Genomic DNA, 14,629 nt, shown 5'->3' on the forward strand with positions numbered 1-14,629 from the left:
CGGCCGGCGGCTTCCTGCTTGCCTCCTGCCGATGCCGGATGACCGCTCGTTACCGGACCGGCACCTCAAGGTCGCGGAAACCGGCGATCTTGACGTTGAGGGTCGTCGCGTTGTCCGGCAGGGCGAACAGGCCGTAGAACTCACGGGTCTGGCCCGGGGCGAAGGTCTCGGTGCGGATGCGCACGCCGGAGAGGTCCGTGCAGGAGCAGTAGTAGTCCACGCCGCCGTCGGCGGGCACCTCCAGGCGACCCGGCAGGTACTGGCGGCGGGCTGCCACATCGGTCAGCCGGACGTTGCTGGCGGCCTGGTACTTGTAGCTCTGCCAGTCCTGCGCGTGGTGCAGGTCGTTGTACGTGGTCTCGGCCGACCCCTCGTTGGTGATCGTATACGTCAGGAGGCCGATCCCACCCGGCAGTCGTCGCAGCCCGGTGATCTTCATGGCGATCGGCTGGCCCTCGGCCTCGCCGGTGGCCTTGAGCTCGCCCGCCTCCGGCCCGAACGTCTGCGCGAGGTCCTCGGCCGGGTCTGCCTGCTCGGTCTTGGGCTGGGGCTTGGCGAAGGTGACGCTCACCCGGCGGTTGCGGCGCCTGCCCTCGTCGGTGTCGTTACCGTACAGGGGGCGGCGGGAGCCGTACCCACGGGCCTGGAAGCGCACGCCGTCACGTGCCAGCAGCGCCGCCAGGGCGCGCTGTACCGCCTGGGCGCGGCGCTGCGACAGCGGGTCGTTGATGGCGTCGGTGCCGGAAGAGTCGGCGTGGCCCTCGACCTTGACCACGGAGGCGGGCGAGGCGTCGACGAGCTTCGCCGTACGCGCCAGCACGGCCTTGGCCCTGGGGGTGAGCGTGTCCTTGTTCACCGCGAACAGCACGTCGGAGGAGAGGCTGACCTGGAGCTCCTTGCCGTCGTCCGCAGTCTCCTCCGACTTGTCCAGCGACTCGGAGGGCAGCACGATGCGGCGCGTGACCGGCGTGACGGGCTCGGCGTCGGGGTCGGGGAAGTCACCGGCGGGCGGCTCGTCGCTGATGGGCACGTTCAGCATGGGCGGGCCCACCGGGGTGACGACCGTGGCGGTAGAGGGGTTGCCCGACGGGGCGGGCAGCACCGCGTACACGGCGATCGACTGGTCAGGATCGATGAAATAGCCGAGATCGTCGCGCTCCTGATCGCTACACAGGCACGGGGAGTCCTTCGGCTGGTAGGGCAGGAGCCACACGCGGGCCGCCGCGTCGAGGACGCCGATGCCGGAGGCCCACAGGATCCGGCCGAGCGGGCGGGTGCCGTCGCCCATCTCGCCGGTCCACGGCAGGTCTTTCGTGCCGGTGTTGGACAAGCGCAGCTGCACGATGAGGTGTTTGCCCTTGACCCGGTTGAGGCCGACGACCTCGACCTTGAGGTGCTCGGTCATGGTGCTGCGGGTCTCGGCCAGGGCGGGGCGGTCGTCCTTGGTCTCTTGCGCTGCCGGGGTGGCGGCCGGTTCACTCGCGGCCGGTTCACTCGCGGCCGGTTCACTCGACGGCGGAGTCTCGGAGGAGGGCGGCGCCGCGGCGTTGTTCGTGGGCAGCACCCCGCACCCGGTCGCGGCGAACGTGAGGGCGGCCACCAGGGCCATGATCCGGTTGGGCATGGCGCAGATTTTTCCACGCCCAGAAGGTCTGGCATCCATCAGCCGGGAATCACCGCCACGGCCTCGACCTCGACCAGTTGGTCGTTGTAGCCGAGGACGGCGACACCGAGCAGCGTGCTGGGCACGTCGTGCTCGCCCATGTACTCGCGGTAGACCTCCCATGCGGTGACCAGGTCGGCCCGACTGGAGGAGGCCACATAAACGGTGGTCTTGGCGACGTCGGCCAGTGACGCGCCGGCGCCCTCCAGGGCGGTCACGAGGTTGCGCATCACCTGGTGTGTCTGGCCCGCGTAGTCGCCGACGGCGACGGTCTTGCCGTCGAGGTCGAGGGGGCATGCACCGGCCACCCAGATGGAGCGCACGGGCGCGTCGGCCACGGCGGCGTAGGCGTATTCGACTGTCTGTGCGAGGCGGTCGTTGCGAATCAGGCGGACGCCAGAATTAGTAGGCACATGCATATGATCTATGTTGGCTTACCATCTGTCAAAGCGTACCATTATTCCCGTGACAGATCGCCACGACCTCGCCGCGATGCTCCACCCCCTGGTGCAGTCGCTCATCGCCGCCGAGCGGCCCGTGCTGGCCGCGCACGGGATCTCCATGTGGGCGTACGCGGTGCTCACCGCCCTTGAGGACAACGCCGTGCGCACCCAGGCCGCCCTGGCGGAGGCGATCGGCGCCGACAAGACCCGCATCATCAGCACCCTCGACAGGCTGCAGGATGCCAGGCTCATCACCCGCGATCCCGACCCCCGGGACCGGCGGGCACGCGTCCTCACGATCACCGCTCAGGGCAGCGAGGTCTGCCGATCGGCGCGGGCCGACATCCAGGCCAACGAGGATCGTCTGCTCGCCCGGCTGCCCGCGAGTGAGCGCGAGAGCTTCCTGCGCGCCGTACGAACACTGTCGCAACTCACCCGCGAGGAGGTCGTCAGCGGAACCGAAGCGTGACCCGGCGAATCCCGGCCTTGCTCATCAGCTCGGCCGGCTCCGTCCCGGTGCGCGGCGTGGCGTAGTCGCAGCCGTCCATGGTCAGGCGGATCACAGGCGGCCAGAGCCGGCAAGCCATGAAAGTGGGCAGCCGAACGGGGAAACATCACGACTTTCGTTACACAGGTGGTAATGGTTTCACCAAGCCTTGGCCAGTTATGGTGGGATTTGTGACCACCACCAGCGCGTCTCGGCCAGTCGGCGAACTGCTGCGCCAGTGGCGGGAACGCCGGCGGATGAGCCAGATGGATCTCGCCATCCAGGCGGACATCTCCACCCGGCACCTGAGCTTCGTGGAGACCGGCCGGTCCAAGCCGAGCCGGGACATGATCCTCCATCTCGCCGAGGAGCTGGACCTCCCCCTCCGCGAACGCAATCACCTCCTGCTCGCCGGCGGCTTCGCCCCGGTCTTCGCCGAGACCCCGCTCAGCTCCCCCGAGATGGCCTCGGTCCGCGAAGCGCTCGGGCAGGTGCTGCGCGGGCACGAACCGCACCCCGCCGTGGTCGTGGACCAGCGCTGGAACCTGGTGGACCGTAACTCCGCGACCGGCCTGATGCTGCGCGGGGTCGCACCCGAGCTGCTCGAACCGCCGGTCAACGTGCTCCGGCTGAGCCTGCACCCCAAAGGGATGGCCCAGCGGATCCTCAACCTGGGCGAATGGCGGGCCCACCTGCTGCACCGGCTGCGCCGCCAGATCAGCTTGACCGCCGACCCCGACCTCGCCGCGCTCTGGCGGGAGCTCGACGACTACCCCTGTGACCAGCCCGAGCCCGAGATAGGGGCGGGCCCAGGGCAGATCGTGATACCGCTCCGGCTCCGCCGCGGTTATCGCGAGCTGGTCTTCTTCAGCACGATGACCACCTTCGGCACCCCGCTGGACATCACCGTCGCCGAACTGGCCGTCGAAGCCTACTTTCCCGCCAACCCCGAGACCGCCGCCTACCTGCAGCACCAGCATCACCCGGACTAGGTCCCCCGCCGGGACCACGACGGCATCCCGTCGGCGAGGCCGCCCCGCCCCGGTTGATACCCTGCCCGGACTCCCCTCTTTTTTCGCGAGGCGAGGCACGCGTGGGGTCATGGTTCTCGACGGAGATCGTGGCGGCCGGCAAGCTCCGGCTGTTCTGCTTCTTCGTCTTCTTCATCGCCACGTTCCTGTTCATCCGGATCAGCGTGCGCATGATCCGGGCGCAGGTGAAGTGGTGGCCGGGAAACGTGACGCCCGGCGGCACGCACATCCACCATGTCGTGTTCGGCCTGGTCTTCATGTGCGTAGGCGGGATCAGCGGGCTGGCCGTGGAGGACGGCACCTCGATCCCCGCCGGGCTGCTCGCCGCGCTCTTCGGCGTCGGGACCTCGCTCGTGCTGGACGAGTTCGCGCTGGTGCTCCACCTCGACGACGTCTACTGGAAGGAGCAGGGCCGCCTGTCGGTGGACGCCGTGTTCGTCGCGGCCGCGCTGTGCGGCCTGGCCCTGCTCGGCGCGAGCCCGCTGGAGCTCGGCGACCTGCTCGCCCCCCAGCCTGACGGCGAGCTCCTGTCCACCCCCGAGATCGCCCTGATCGTCGGCTTCAACACGCTCCTTTCCCTGGTCACCCTGTTCAAGGGGAAGATCTGGACCGGTCTGATCGGGATCTACGTCACCCCGCTGGCGCTGGTCGGCGCGATCCGGCTGGCCCGTCCCGGCTCGCCCTGGGCGCGGCGGCGTTACGAGCCGGATTCGGGGAAACTGCACAGGGCCGAGTGGCGGGAGAAGAAGATCCGGGAGCCGGTCGAGCAGGTGAAGGTCGGCTTCCAGAACTTCGTGGCCGGCCGCCCGTCGATCAAGTCGTGAACCGGCAGGCGGGGGTACGGCATGCCGTACCCCCGCCGGTGATCAGCCGGAGGTCCTGATCCGGCCGAGCACCACGTCGACCACGAGGAAGGCCAGAAGCGAGATCCCGAACAGCGGCAGGAACACGCCCACCGCGATCGCCGCCGCGGCCATCGGCAGCAGCACGGCGAGAGGGAGCCTCCGCAGGCCACCGCGTTCGTACGGCCGGCCGAACCCACGCGTGGGACGGCGCAGCCCCCACATGCGATACCCCCACACGATGAGGAGGACCAGCCCGGCGGCCAGCGTGCCCAGAAGGATCTGGTTCGGCAGCCCGAACAGCACGCCCATATGTCCGTCGATGCCCCAGCGGATCAACTTGGCGACGAGCGGGAAGTCGTCGAAGCGCAGCTCCCCGACGACCTGGCCGGTGGCCGGGTCGACGGCGACCTGGTCGTTGTGCTGGGGCCAGGTGCGATCCATCTCCTTGACCACGTAGGCGCCGCCGGGCTTACCCGGCCAGACGATCTCCATGGGCCCGGACAGTCCCTTGCCTGCGGCGGCTTGGGCGATCTGGTCGACGCCGACATCGGCGGCACCGGTGGAACCGTGCGCGCCGTGGTCACCGGAGTGGGCGGCGTGGTCTCCGGTGGAGGCGCTCAGTGCCGGGGTCGACCAGCCCAGCGACTCCTGGATCACGTCGACGTTCGCCCCCGCGTACTTCGACCAGGTCAGGCCGGTCGCGGACAGGAAGAGCAGGCCGAGCGCCGCCCACAGGCCCACCGAACCGTGCCAGGACAGCGTCCGCCGCGAACCGGCGGCCCCGCGCTCGGGCGCGATCATGCCGCGCAGACGGCGTCCGGCCCTGCGGCGGCGGCTCAACCACAGCAGCAACCCGCCGAGAACGACCGCCCACAGCCAGCTGGCGGCCAGCTCGCTGTAGAGCCGTCCCGGCTCGCCCAGGTGCAGCTGGCGGTGGAGGGTGGAGATCCAGGCGCGCACCGGCAGCGCGCCCGAGCTGCCATAGCTCTCCAACGCCCCCCGGACCTCGCCGGTGTGGGGAGCGACGAAGACCGCGAGCCGGGTGCTCTCGGCCAGACCAGGCACATTGAGCAGGACGCGGGTGGTCTGCCCTGCCTCGGCGGCGGGCCGTACGGCGGCGACGGTCCCCTCGGGGTGCGCGGCGCGGGCCGCGGCGATCTGCTGAGACAGCGGCAGCTCGGCCCTGCCCGCACCGCCCGCCGGAACCGTCAGCTCGTGGGCGTAGACCAGCTTCTCCACCTGGAAGGAGGCCGCGTAGAGCAGGCCGGTCGTCGCCGCGACGAGCAGGAAGGGCGCGACGAGGATCCCGGCGTAGAAGTGCAGGCGAAGCACCAGCGACCGCAGATCGGCCCAGGTGGAAGAGGAGGCGGAGGATGAGGGGGAAAGGGGCGGGTACGGCTCGGCGGCCGTCTGGACCTCGACGTCGGACGTCATGGAGTGTTCTCCGTTCACGGGAACGCGCACGCCAGAAGGTACGCGTCACCTCGGCAAGGGGGTTCAGTCGAGTCACGGGAGCGCACGGTCCGGTGGACAGGCGTCACACCGGCATGAGCTCGCTCGAATCACGCGAGCCCGGCGATCGGCGGACACACGTCACACCGGCACGGGTTCACTCGAAAGGCCGCCACACAGGCATCCACGCGGGCATCCACACAGACCTCCGCGTGGGCATGGCGAAACTCGGGCGCACGGGCCCGATCAGATGACGGAGAGAGGCTCCGGCGGTCCGCGCCGGGAAACGGCCGCGGCGAGCAGCCGGGTGGCGGACGGGACCCAGCCGCCGGCGCGGGCCGCCGGGAGGACGACGCGCGTGACGACGGGGGCCCACCACGCCAGGATGGTGAGGACCGAGGCGACGAGCAGGCGCAGGAGCGTCGCCAAGGCGGACTCCCCGCGCTCCAGCCAGTAGGCGGACAGCAGCGCCATCGCGACGTGCACCAGCAGCATGGACAGGCCGCCACGGTGCTGGTGCTCCAGCAACACGGACAGACCGCCGCCGTGCTGGGACTCCAGCAGCACCGGCTGCGAGATCGCACCGGCGGAGAACCAGGTGTGCAGGCCGTACTGGGTGGCGAAACTCGCGCCCATCAGCACGCCGAACCCCCGTTGCCGCCGGGCGAGGACGAACGCCCCCAACCCGGTCAGCAGCACCGCCCCGGCCAGGGCGCCCGGTTCCACCGGGGCACCTCCGGCCAGCATGTGCATGGCCAGCGACGCCATCACGCACACGACCGCGAACACCGCGGCGCGCATGAGGCGAAGAACAGGCATGAGGCAATAGTGGCAGAAGGCAGTGAATGCTCCAGACCCTTAATCTTCCCCGCAATACCACTTAACCTTTACCTAATGCAGCGGGCTCGACTCCCGTAATACAGCGGGCTCGACTCCCGACCGTCACGCCGATCCACCCGGGGCGGCCGGCCCGCAAGTGTCCGGCGCCGGGTGCCCGGTCAGGTGACCGGGACGATCCTGGCCTCGACGAGGGAGCCGTCCTCGATCCGCAGCAGGCCCACGGTGCCGTGGGGCTGGCGGCGCCGGTCGGTCGGCGACCCCGGGTTGAAAATGCGCAGCCCGTCGCCGCTCTCGTCGAGCGGGATGTGGGAGTGCCCGAAGATCACCAGATCGGCTTCGGGGAACCGGCGGCGCATCCGGGCAAGCCGTCCCCGGGCCGCGCCGCTGTCGTGGATCATCGCCACCCTCAGCCCGCCGAGGTCGAGTTCGAGCGTTTCGGGCGCCGTGACCTCGGGTCCGTCATTGTTGCCCTTGACGGCGTGGACCGGCGCGTAGGCGGCCAGTTCGCCGAGCACATCGGCGGTGCACACGTCACCGGCGTGCAGGATCAGGTCTGCGCCGCGGAGATGCTCGGCCACTCGCGGCGGGCAGGATTTCCATCGTCGCGGCGCGTGCGTGTCGGCGAGGACCACTACGTTCACCCTGTCACCCCTCCCCTCGCGGCCCAGGGTACGGACCTGCCCCTGTCTCCTATCGTGCTGTACTGGGAGAACCGCCGCTCCATCCTCGCGGGTGGTCCGGGGGACGCTGCTCATCGAGGCTCATCGAAGCAGAATCGAGGCAGGGTCGAGGCACGATCGAGTCAGAGGAGACGATCGATGGCGGACATCGACATCCGAGCGGCGGTGGAACGACACTGGGACGCGTCGGCCGCGGGCAACCTGGCGGCCGAGCACTCGATCTATCACGACGACGTTCTCGTGGAGTACCCCCAGTCGGGAGAGCGGATCCGCGGCCGGAAGAACATCGAGGAACTGCACAGGAACAATCCGGTCAGGCCCGGCTTCACCGTGCGCCGCATCATCGGAAGCGGCGATCTCTGGATCTCCGAGTGCGTGCTCGATCATGAGGGCCGGCCGGTGAACGCCGTGAGCATCATGGAGTTCGAAGACGGGAAGGTCGTGCACGAGACGCAGTACTTCGGGGACCCGTTCGACCCGCCCGCCTGGCGATCGCGGTGGAATCGGCAAGCCTGACCCGCCCGCACCCGATCGGCTGACCGCCCGGTCGCGGCGGGACACCTCATCCGGCCCTGTTGAACGGCGCATCCTGCTCGGCCGAGCCGGGCGGGGCGCCCTGTTCCGGCTGGTCCGCCGCGGCGAGCCGGGCGGCACGGGTGGTGAGATAGTCCCGCTCCGCGATGCTCGTCGTACGGCTCGCCGCCGCACGATAGTCCTCAACGGCCGCCTGCCGGTCGCCGGTCATCTCCAGGAGGTGGGCTCGGGCCGTGTAGAAGCGATGATGTCCCGCCAGGCGTCCGTCGGCGCCGAGTGTCTTGAGCATGTCGAGGCCGGTCGTGGCGCCGTGCGCCATGGCGGCGGCGACGGCGCGGTTGAGCGAGACCATCGGGTTGTCGGACATACGTTCCAGCAGGCCGTACAGCGCCAGAATCTGCGGCCAGTCGGTCTCCTCGGCCGTCGGCGCCTCGTCGTGGACCGCGGCTATCGCCGCCTGGAGCTGGTAGGGACCGACCGCGCCCCTGGCCAGGGTGGCGGTGATGAGCGCGACCCCCTCGGCGACGGCCTTGCCGTCCCACAGGCTCCGGTCCTGCTCGGCCAGCGGGATCGGGGTGCCGCCCACGCCGGTCCGAGCGAGGCGCCGGGCGTCGGTGAGCAACATCAGCGCGAGAAGCCCGGCCACCTCGCAGTCGTCCGGAAGCAGGTCATGGGCCATCCTGGTCAGCCGGATCGCCTCGCGGGACAGCTCCACGCGCTGCAGATCGGGGCCGACGCTGCTGGCGTAACCCTCGTTGAAGATGAGATACAGCACGTGCAAGACCGAGCCGAGCCGCCGCGCCCGTTCCTGAGGGGCGGGCATGCGGAACGGGACGCCGGACGCCTTGATGCTCTGCTTGGCCCTGTTGATCCGCTGAGCCATGGTCGCCTCGGGCACCATGAAGGCCTTGGCGATCTGAGCCGTGGTGAGACCGCCCACGGACCGCAGGGTGAGGGCGATCGCCGATGCCGGGGTCAGCGCGGGATGGCAGCACAGGAACAGCATGATCAGCGTGTCGTCCCGGTCCGTCTCGGGCGCGTCGTCCGCCGGTGGCGCCGCCCACCGGTCCGGGGGCGTTTGGGAGGCCACCAGTTCCTCCCGGCGGCGCCGCGCCTGCTCGCTGCGCAGTTGCTCGGTCATCCGGCGGTACGCGACCTGGATGAGCCAACCCCGCGGATTGCCGGGCACACCCTCCTCGGGCCACTGAGCCGCGGCGGCCAGCAGCGACTCCTGGACCGCGTCCTCGGCGGCGTCGAAATCTCCGAAGCGCCGGGTGAGCACGCCGACGACCTGCGGCGCAAGCTCGCGCAGCAGGTCGTCGATGGCTTGACCGCCCAACGTCACAGCTCCTCGGGCGCGCCCGACATCACCTGGCGCACCTCGATCGGCATGTTCAACGGCTTACCGCCGGGCCCGGGCGCGGCCGAGACGTACGCGGCGATCTCGACCGCCCGCTCCGAGCTTTCGCAGTCGACGATCCAGTAGCCGACCAGGAACTCCTTCGTCTCCGGGAAGGGTCCGTCCGTGACGACGGGGGTCCCGCCGTCACCGGCCCGCACGATCCTGGCCTGTTCCGGACCCGCCAGCCCCTGCGCCTCCACGAACTCCCCCGCCTCGACGAGCTTCTTGTTCGTGTCGTGCATGAACTCGATATGGGCCTTGACCTCCTCCGGGAGCCAGGTGCTGATCGGGGGGAGATCGCTCTGCTCGCCGCACTGCATCAGCAGCATGTACTTCATGTCCTCGCTCCTTCGCTCGCGCGCCCCCTTCGACGCTCTCACTTATAGGTCGAAGCACACTCCCGCGTTCTCTACATCCTGGCGAGAATTCAGGGAAAAGTTTTTCGACGAGAACCAGAGGATCATGATTGTGCGCCGTTCCACCGATGACCTCCCCGAGCACCGCGGCCGCGTGAGAGGCTGCCTCCTGGGCGGTGCGCTCGGTGACGCGCTGGGAGCCCCCGTCGAGTTCGAGTCGATCGGAAGAATCCGCAGGCAGTACGGCTCCGCCGGCCTGACCGAGCTGGCCGCCGACTGGCGCGGCGAGGTCGGCCTGATCACCGACGACACGCAGATGACACTGTTCACCGTGGAAGGGTTGATCCGGGGAGGCGATTCCTCCGCCATCCGGCAGGCCTACCTGCGCTGGCTGGACACCCAGCGGCACTCCTCCCCTCCCCCGGCCGGAGGCTCGATCCGCAGTGGCTGGCTCCGCGAGCAGAAGTGGCTCTACTCCAGACGCGCCCCCGGGAACGCCTGCCTGTCAGGACTGCGCCACGGGCAGGCCCCCGCCGCACCGTTCGGCAAGCCGGGACCGGTCAACCCCGATTCCAAGGGGTGCGGAACGGTCATGCGCTCGGCCCCCTTCGGGCTTCGCGCGCGGAGCGCCCGGCACGCGTTCGAGCTGGCGGCCAAATGCGCCCAGATCACCCACGGCCATCCCACCGGGTACCTCGCCGCCGGTGCCTTCGCCGCCATCGTCCACTTCCTGATGAACGGCTTCCCGTCGAGCGGCTCCGCGACGAGCGGCTCCGCGTCGAGCGGCTCGGCGACGGACGACCTCACGACCGGCGACCTCGCGACGGGCGACGGGCCGCTCGCGCTGGCCGTACGGAATGCGATGGACCTGCTGGCGACCTACCCCTCCCATGAGGAGACCACCCTGGCCCTGCGCGCCGCCGTGGCCCTCGCCGCGAAGGGCGACCCGAGCCCGGAGAAGGTCGAGTCGCTCGGCGGGGCGTGGATCGCGGAGGAGGCTCTCGCGATCGCGGTCTACTGTGCCCTGGCGCACCCGAACCCCGGTGACTTCCGGGAAGCCCTGCTGCTGTCGGTCAACCACTCCGGCGACAGCGACTCCACCGGCGCCATCTGCGGCAACCTGCTGGGAGCCCTCCACGGCGAGGCGGCGCTGCCCGCCGAATGGCTCACCCACCTCGAAGGCCGCGACGTCATCACCGAACTCGCCGACGACTTCGCGGCCCACTCCGCCGGGGAGCACACGATCACCGACGCATGGCTCAGGAAGTATCCCGGCACCTGACCTCCGGGCTCACCCGGCGGGGAACCCGCCCCCATCGCTCATCGCTCATCGCTTGGAGACACATCATCCGGGTAGGCACGGGGAATGGGGGAGATCATTATCAGCCGGGTGTACGACGCGGAGAGCTCCAAAGGGCCCAAAGGGTCCAAAGGGGAGGTGTTCCTCATCGACGGGATCTGGCCGCGAGGCGTCCGCAAGGACGATCTCAACCTCGACGGATGGGTGCGCGACATCGCGCCCTCACCGGATCTACGACGCTGGTTCGGGCACCGCCCGGAGCGCTTCGAGGAGTTCCGTACCCGTTACCGGGAGGAGCTGGACCGGAATCCGGACACCGTACGCTCACTGCTGGACGCCGCGCGCAGGGGGCCGATCACCCTCCTTTACGCGGCGAAGGACACCGAGCACAACAACGCCGTGGTGCTGAGGGACTACCTCCGGGACCGCCTCGGGACAGCCGCCTGAGGAACGTCCTTCGGATCTTCGCCGTGGCGGGGCAGGCGAGTCTTCGCCGTGGCGGGCGCTGCAGGCGAGTAGACCCGAAGGACATCCCTGACCCGGCGCCCGACGCCCGACCCCTCGGCCAGGAGAGCGAGGCCGCGATGGACGCCGGGTGTCGGGCCAGGCCGGAGCCTAGGACAATGCGTCAGGCCAGGCTGGATCCCAGGGCGACGTGCCAGACCTGGCTGGAATGCTGAACGATATGTCAGACCTGGTCAGACCTGACCGGAGCGCAGAACAATGGATCAGACCTGTCCGGAGCCCGGGGCGATGCGTCAGGCCTGGCCGGAGCCCAGGGTGTCTTCCAGAACCTGAGCGTTGGCCAACGCGTCGGCGAGTTTCTCGCGGTCGGAGTCGTCCAGTGCCGTCTCGCGCACGCGCGTCAGCAGCGCGCCCGCACGCTCTGCGTCGCCCGCCCTCAGGACGAGCTCCGCCAGGTAGACCAGCGCTTCGACCAGGTCGACGACCGGCGCGGAGTCCTGCTCGCGGGCGATCGCACCGTCGAGGATCCGTGCCGCCTGGCGGTGATCGCCTTTGGCGTCGCCGAGCACGATGGCGTTCTGCAGCGCCCTGGCGAGCTTGCCTTCCGCGGTCTCGCCGACACTGGAGTTCCCCTCCTTGGGGAACGGGAAGATCCGGATCCAGTTTCCGCCCGGGTCGACGACGCTGAATCCCGCCAGGTCGCCGGTGTTCTTCCGCTTGCGAGGACGGGTCATCCGAGGGATCCCCGAGGCCAGGACCTTGCCGTAGGCGGCGCGCATCCCCTCGGCGAACGACTGGTACAGGTCCCCGGTGTCGGGGACGAACACCAGGCAGGTTCCGTAGGACTGCTCGGGATCGAAGTCCGGGAGTCCGAAGAAGTGCAGCTGGAGGTCCTCGCGCTGGAGCGCGATGTAGGGGTTCGGGCGGACCTGGTAATGGGTCTGCTCGAATCCGAGCACGCCGTAGAACTTCGCGATCTCGTCGATGGATCCGCAGGGCAGCAGCGGAACGGTCATCTCGTCGGCCATGCGCTCTCCTGTTCTCGTGGTTCCGCTTCTCGTGGTTCCGCGCCGAGTTCGCGGCCGACCTTGCGGAGCGTCTCGATCGCGGCGTTCAGCTCGGTGAGTGTCATGCGCTCCGCGATCCGGTTGGCCCACTCTGCCTGGCACCGCGCGACGTGATCGAGTGCCGCGTGCCCCTGCGGCGTCAGCGCCATCAGCTTGGACCGCCGGTGGCGGGGATTCTCCTCAAAAGTGATCAGGCCGTCCGCCGCGAGGGAGTCCGCGGTCTGCTGGACGCTCTGCCGGGCCAGCCCCATCGCACGGGCCACCTGGGCCACCGAACTGGGCTCGTGCTCGATCACCCCGAGCACCTGCCAGCGCGCGCTGGTCAGCCCGACAGGCCGGGCGAGGTCGTCACCGGCCGCCAGCAGCAGACCATTGGCGCGGAACACCTCGATGACCAGCTCGGAGAACGCCAGCCCGTGCGAGTTGAGCTGTTCCATGGCCATCACCCTGCCAACAATGACAGGTACCTGTCAATCTCGGACTCCGCGCCTTCGGGCACAACATGCGCCGCACTCGATGCGAAGCGCCTCAGCGACCGGGGATTCCGGCGTGCCCGGCCACGAGAGAATCACACTTACCTCACACTTCGTAGCAATGTATTTACTCAATGATCATGTGACTTAGCGCTTCAGTCGGCGAATTAGCACTTCAGTTGGCGGATGTGCGCTTGAGTTGGCGGGCTTTGCGCGCCCGGTGATACCAGATCGCCTCATCGCAGACCTCGAACACACCGGCCGATAACGGCATGTAGTTAGCTCAGCACGTCAAGGAATCAGACTCTCGCGACTTCAGCGCAACGCGAGTAGACCGTTACTAGGCAAGGTGGCGATTTTCGCCGATTAAGCCCTCAGCCACGGCAAACGGACCGTACGTCTGTGCTGCCGAGATTGGTGGGCCAAAATGGCCCGCATGCCTAGTACGCCCGAAACCCATGTTGAGACCGCACATCCGTCCCGATTCAACGACTATGACCGTCTCGCCGAGGGGTACTCGGCCGAGAACGAGACCAGCCTCCTGAACGCGTACTACGAGCGGCCCGCGATGCTGAAGCTCGCCGGGAACGTGACCGGCCGGCGGATCCTCGACGCCGGCTGCGGCTCAGGACCCCTGTTCTCCGAACTGCGCGATCGAGGCGCCATCGTCACCGGCATCGACGCGAGTGCCGGGATGCTGGAGATGGCCCGACAGCGGCTGGGCGCCGACGCGGACCTGCGGGTCGCCGACCTGACCAGCCCACTGCCCTTCCCCGACGACGCGTTCGACGACGTCATCGCGTCCCTGGTGCTGCACTACCTGGAAGACTGGGGACCGACCCTGGCCGAGCTGCGACGCGTGCTGAGACCTGGCGGCCGACTCCTCGTCTCGGTCGACCATCCTTTCGTCACCACCCTCATGCGTCACATGGCCGGGGAAAAGATCAACTATTTCGAGACCCGTAACCGGACCGAAGAATGGACCATGGGTGGACAGACCGCCCAGATGAGCTTCTGGGAGCGGCCACTGCACGCGATGACCGATGCCTTCACCGCGGCCGGCTTTCGCATCAGCGTCATCAGCGAACCGCCGTTTGTGCCGGAAGCCCGCGATTTGTTCCCCGAGGAGTTCCGCGAGTTCGAGCTCACCCGCACGAGGTTCCTGAGCTTCCTGTTCTTCGTTCTAGAAGCCGACTAACAGCACCTCGTAACGATCAGTTGTGGTGACTTAGCGTTTCAGCGGGCGATTCCCGCCAACTGAAGCGCTCAGTCACAGCTCACCGCCTATATCGACGAGAGCCTTCGCCATCTTGATCTGCCTTGGCCGAGAGAAGAAACGCGAAGGCCGGGCACCCGATTCCATCGGTAGTCCCGGCCTCACTTCCAGCACCCACCGGGGGTGCGGCACTCTTCAGCGTGCATCACCAAAAGTGATCAGACAAGCGCATTGAGCTATAAGCAGCAACCTCACGCTGCCCCCTGAGGGGATCGTAGCTGTCAACGTAGTCCGCAAAATCAGCGGCATCCAGGGCCGCCGTGGCGGTGACACTCGGGTAGTAGTCGGAAATCCGCCCCGGAGAGGCCGCCACGG

The 14,629-nt window shown here is 68.8% G+C and carries 16 protein-coding genes; 7 read left to right on the plus strand and 9 right to left on the minus strand.

Features of this window, described 5'->3' with window-relative positions:
• Window positions 1–49: 49 nt before the first annotated feature.
• Entirely contained in the window at window positions 50–1,624 is a 1,575-nt protein-coding gene (locus ACFY2X_RS21685) for an OmpA family protein (RefSeq protein ID WP_389940349.1), read from the minus strand.
• A gap of 38 nt (window positions 1,625–1,662) precedes the next feature.
• Window positions 1,663–2,076: a RidA family protein gene (locus ACFY2X_RS21690; RefSeq protein WP_389940351.1), complete on the minus strand. Its 414-nt coding sequence runs from the start codon at window positions 2,074–2,076 to the stop codon at window positions 1,663–1,665.
• 52 nt (window positions 2,077–2,128) lie between these two features.
• On the opposite strand from ACFY2X_RS21690, the gene ACFY2X_RS21695 reads away from it, so the two are divergent.
• The 3 genes from ACFY2X_RS21695 (at window position 2,129) to ACFY2X_RS21705 (ending at window position 4,448) form a co-directional block, all read left to right on the plus strand.
• Window positions 2,129–2,575 carry a MarR family winged helix-turn-helix transcriptional regulator gene (locus ACFY2X_RS21695; RefSeq protein WP_389940353.1) on the plus strand — a complete coding sequence of 149 codons (447 nt, stop codon included), beginning with the start codon at window positions 2,129–2,131 and terminating at the stop codon, window positions 2,573–2,575.
• Between the two features lie 197 nt (window positions 2,576–2,772).
• Window positions 2,773–3,585, plus strand: a complete 813-nt coding sequence (locus tag ACFY2X_RS21700; RefSeq protein ID WP_389940355.1) for a helix-turn-helix domain-containing protein — start codon at window positions 2,773–2,775, stop codon at window positions 3,583–3,585.
• 101 nt (window positions 3,586–3,686) lie between these two features.
• Complete coding sequence (locus ACFY2X_RS21705) at window positions 3,687–4,448, plus strand: hypothetical protein (protein ID WP_389940357.1); 762 nt, start codon at window positions 3,687–3,689, stop codon at window positions 4,446–4,448.
• A 42-nt stretch (window positions 4,449–4,490) separates the two neighbouring features.
• Here the strand turns inward: ACFY2X_RS21705 and ACFY2X_RS21710 are convergent, their stop codons facing one another.
• The 3 genes from ACFY2X_RS21710 to ACFY2X_RS21720 all read right to left on the minus strand — a co-directional run bounded on the left by ACFY2X_RS21710 (window position 4,491) and on the right by ACFY2X_RS21720 (window position 7,402).
• Window positions 4,491–5,903, minus strand: a complete 1,413-nt coding sequence (locus ACFY2X_RS21710; RefSeq protein ID WP_389940359.1) for a PepSY-associated TM helix domain-containing protein — start codon at window positions 5,901–5,903, stop codon at window positions 4,491–4,493.
• Window positions 5,904–6,167: 264 nt separating this feature from the next.
• Entirely contained in the window at window positions 6,168–6,740 is a 573-nt protein-coding gene (locus ACFY2X_RS21715) for a hypothetical protein (protein ID WP_389940361.1), read from the minus strand.
• A gap of 179 nt (window positions 6,741–6,919) precedes the next feature.
• Complete coding sequence (locus ACFY2X_RS21720) at window positions 6,920–7,402, minus strand: metallophosphoesterase family protein (RefSeq protein WP_389940363.1); 483 nt, start codon at window positions 7,400–7,402, stop codon at window positions 6,920–6,922.
• Window positions 7,403–7,579: 177 nt separating this feature from the next.
• Here ACFY2X_RS21720 and ACFY2X_RS21725 point away from each other — a divergent pair, with 177 nt between their 5' ends.
• Window positions 7,580–7,957: a nuclear transport factor 2 family protein gene (locus ACFY2X_RS21725; protein WP_389940365.1), complete on the plus strand. Its 378-nt coding sequence runs from the start codon at window positions 7,580–7,582 to the stop codon at window positions 7,955–7,957.
• 46 nt (window positions 7,958–8,003) lie between these two features.
• Here the strand turns inward: ACFY2X_RS21725 and ACFY2X_RS21730 are convergent, their stop codons facing one another.
• The gene (locus ACFY2X_RS21730; protein ID WP_389940367.1) at window positions 8,004–9,314 is read right to left on the minus strand and encodes an RNA polymerase sigma factor; all 1,311 of its coding nucleotides are present in this window, start codon (window positions 9,312–9,314) and stop codon (window positions 8,004–8,006) included.
• 2 nt (window positions 9,315–9,316) lie between these two features.
• Complete coding sequence (locus tag ACFY2X_RS21735; protein WP_389940369.1) at window positions 9,317–9,715, minus strand: YciI family protein; 399 nt, start codon at window positions 9,713–9,715, stop codon at window positions 9,317–9,319.
• A gap of 130 nt (window positions 9,716–9,845) precedes the next feature.
• Between ACFY2X_RS21735 and ACFY2X_RS21740 the strand changes: the two genes are divergently transcribed.
• On the plus strand, window positions 9,846–11,015 hold the full coding sequence (locus ACFY2X_RS21740) for an ADP-ribosylglycohydrolase family protein (protein ID WP_389940371.1): 1,170 nt from the start codon (window positions 9,846–9,848) through the stop codon (window positions 11,013–11,015).
• Between the two features lie 84 nt (window positions 11,016–11,099).
• A complete protein-coding gene (locus ACFY2X_RS21745; protein ID WP_389940373.1) occupies window positions 11,100–11,480 on the plus strand; it encodes a DUF488 domain-containing protein in 381 nt (126 codons plus the stop codon).
• Window positions 11,481–11,791: 311 nt separating this feature from the next.
• Here the strand turns inward: ACFY2X_RS21745 and ACFY2X_RS21750 are convergent, their stop codons facing one another.
• Window positions 11,792–12,526, minus strand: a complete 735-nt coding sequence (locus tag ACFY2X_RS21750; protein ID WP_389940375.1) for a VOC family protein — start codon at window positions 12,524–12,526, stop codon at window positions 11,792–11,794.
• Window positions 12,511–13,002, minus strand: a complete 492-nt coding sequence (locus ACFY2X_RS21755; RefSeq protein ID WP_389940377.1) for a MarR family winged helix-turn-helix transcriptional regulator — start codon at window positions 13,000–13,002, stop codon at window positions 12,511–12,513. The genes ACFY2X_RS21750 and ACFY2X_RS21755 overlap by 16 nt, the downstream gene beginning before the upstream one ends.
• A gap of 463 nt (window positions 13,003–13,465) precedes the next feature.
• Here ACFY2X_RS21755 and ACFY2X_RS21760 point away from each other — a divergent pair, with 463 nt between their 5' ends.
• Complete coding sequence (locus tag ACFY2X_RS21760; RefSeq protein ID WP_389940379.1) at window positions 13,466–14,236, plus strand: class I SAM-dependent methyltransferase; 771 nt, start codon at window positions 13,466–13,468, stop codon at window positions 14,234–14,236.
• The last annotated feature ends 393 nt before the right edge of the window (window positions 14,237–14,629 follow it).

This window comes from Streptosporangium sp. NPDC000396, from assembly GCF_042898655.1.
Lineage (GTDB): Bacteria > Actinomycetota > Actinomycetes > Streptosporangiales > Streptosporangiaceae > Streptosporangium.

Bases quoted from the DNA above. Each gene is read 5' to 3' on its own strand.
- ACFY2X_RS21685 (WP_389940349.1), bottom strand. From the start codon at position 1,624: ATGCCCAACCGGATCATGGCCCTGGTGGCCGCCCTCACGTTCGCCGCG.
- ACFY2X_RS21715 (WP_389940361.1), bottom strand. From the start codon at position 6,740: ATGCCTGTTCTTCGCCTCATGCGCGCCGCGGTGTTCGCGGTCGTGTGC.
- ACFY2X_RS21745 (WP_389940373.1), top strand. From the start codon at position 11,100: ATGGGGGAGATCATTATCAGCCGGGTGTACGACGCGGAGAGCTCCAAA.
- ACFY2X_RS21750 (WP_389940375.1), bottom strand. From the start codon at position 12,526: ATGGCCGACGAGATGACCGTTCCGCTGCTGCCCTGCGGATCCATCGAC.
- ACFY2X_RS21735 (WP_389940369.1), bottom strand. From the start codon at position 9,715: ATGAAGTACATGCTGCTGATGCAGTGCGGCGAGCAGAGCGATCTCCCC.
- ACFY2X_RS21725 (WP_389940365.1), top strand. From the start codon at position 7,580: ATGGCGGACATCGACATCCGAGCGGCGGTGGAACGACACTGGGACGCG.
- ACFY2X_RS21755 (WP_389940377.1), bottom strand. From the start codon at position 13,002: ATGGAACAGCTCAACTCGCACGGGCTGGCGTTCTCCGAGCTGGTCATC.
- ACFY2X_RS21700 (WP_389940355.1), top strand. From the start codon at position 2,773: ATGGTGGGATTTGTGACCACCACCAGCGCGTCTCGGCCAGTCGGCGAA.
- ACFY2X_RS21710 (WP_389940359.1), bottom strand. From the start codon at position 5,903: ATGACGTCCGACGTCGAGGTCCAGACGGCCGCCGAGCCGTACCCGCCC.
- ACFY2X_RS21760 (WP_389940379.1), top strand. From the start codon at position 13,466: ATGGCCCGCATGCCTAGTACGCCCGAAACCCATGTTGAGACCGCACAT.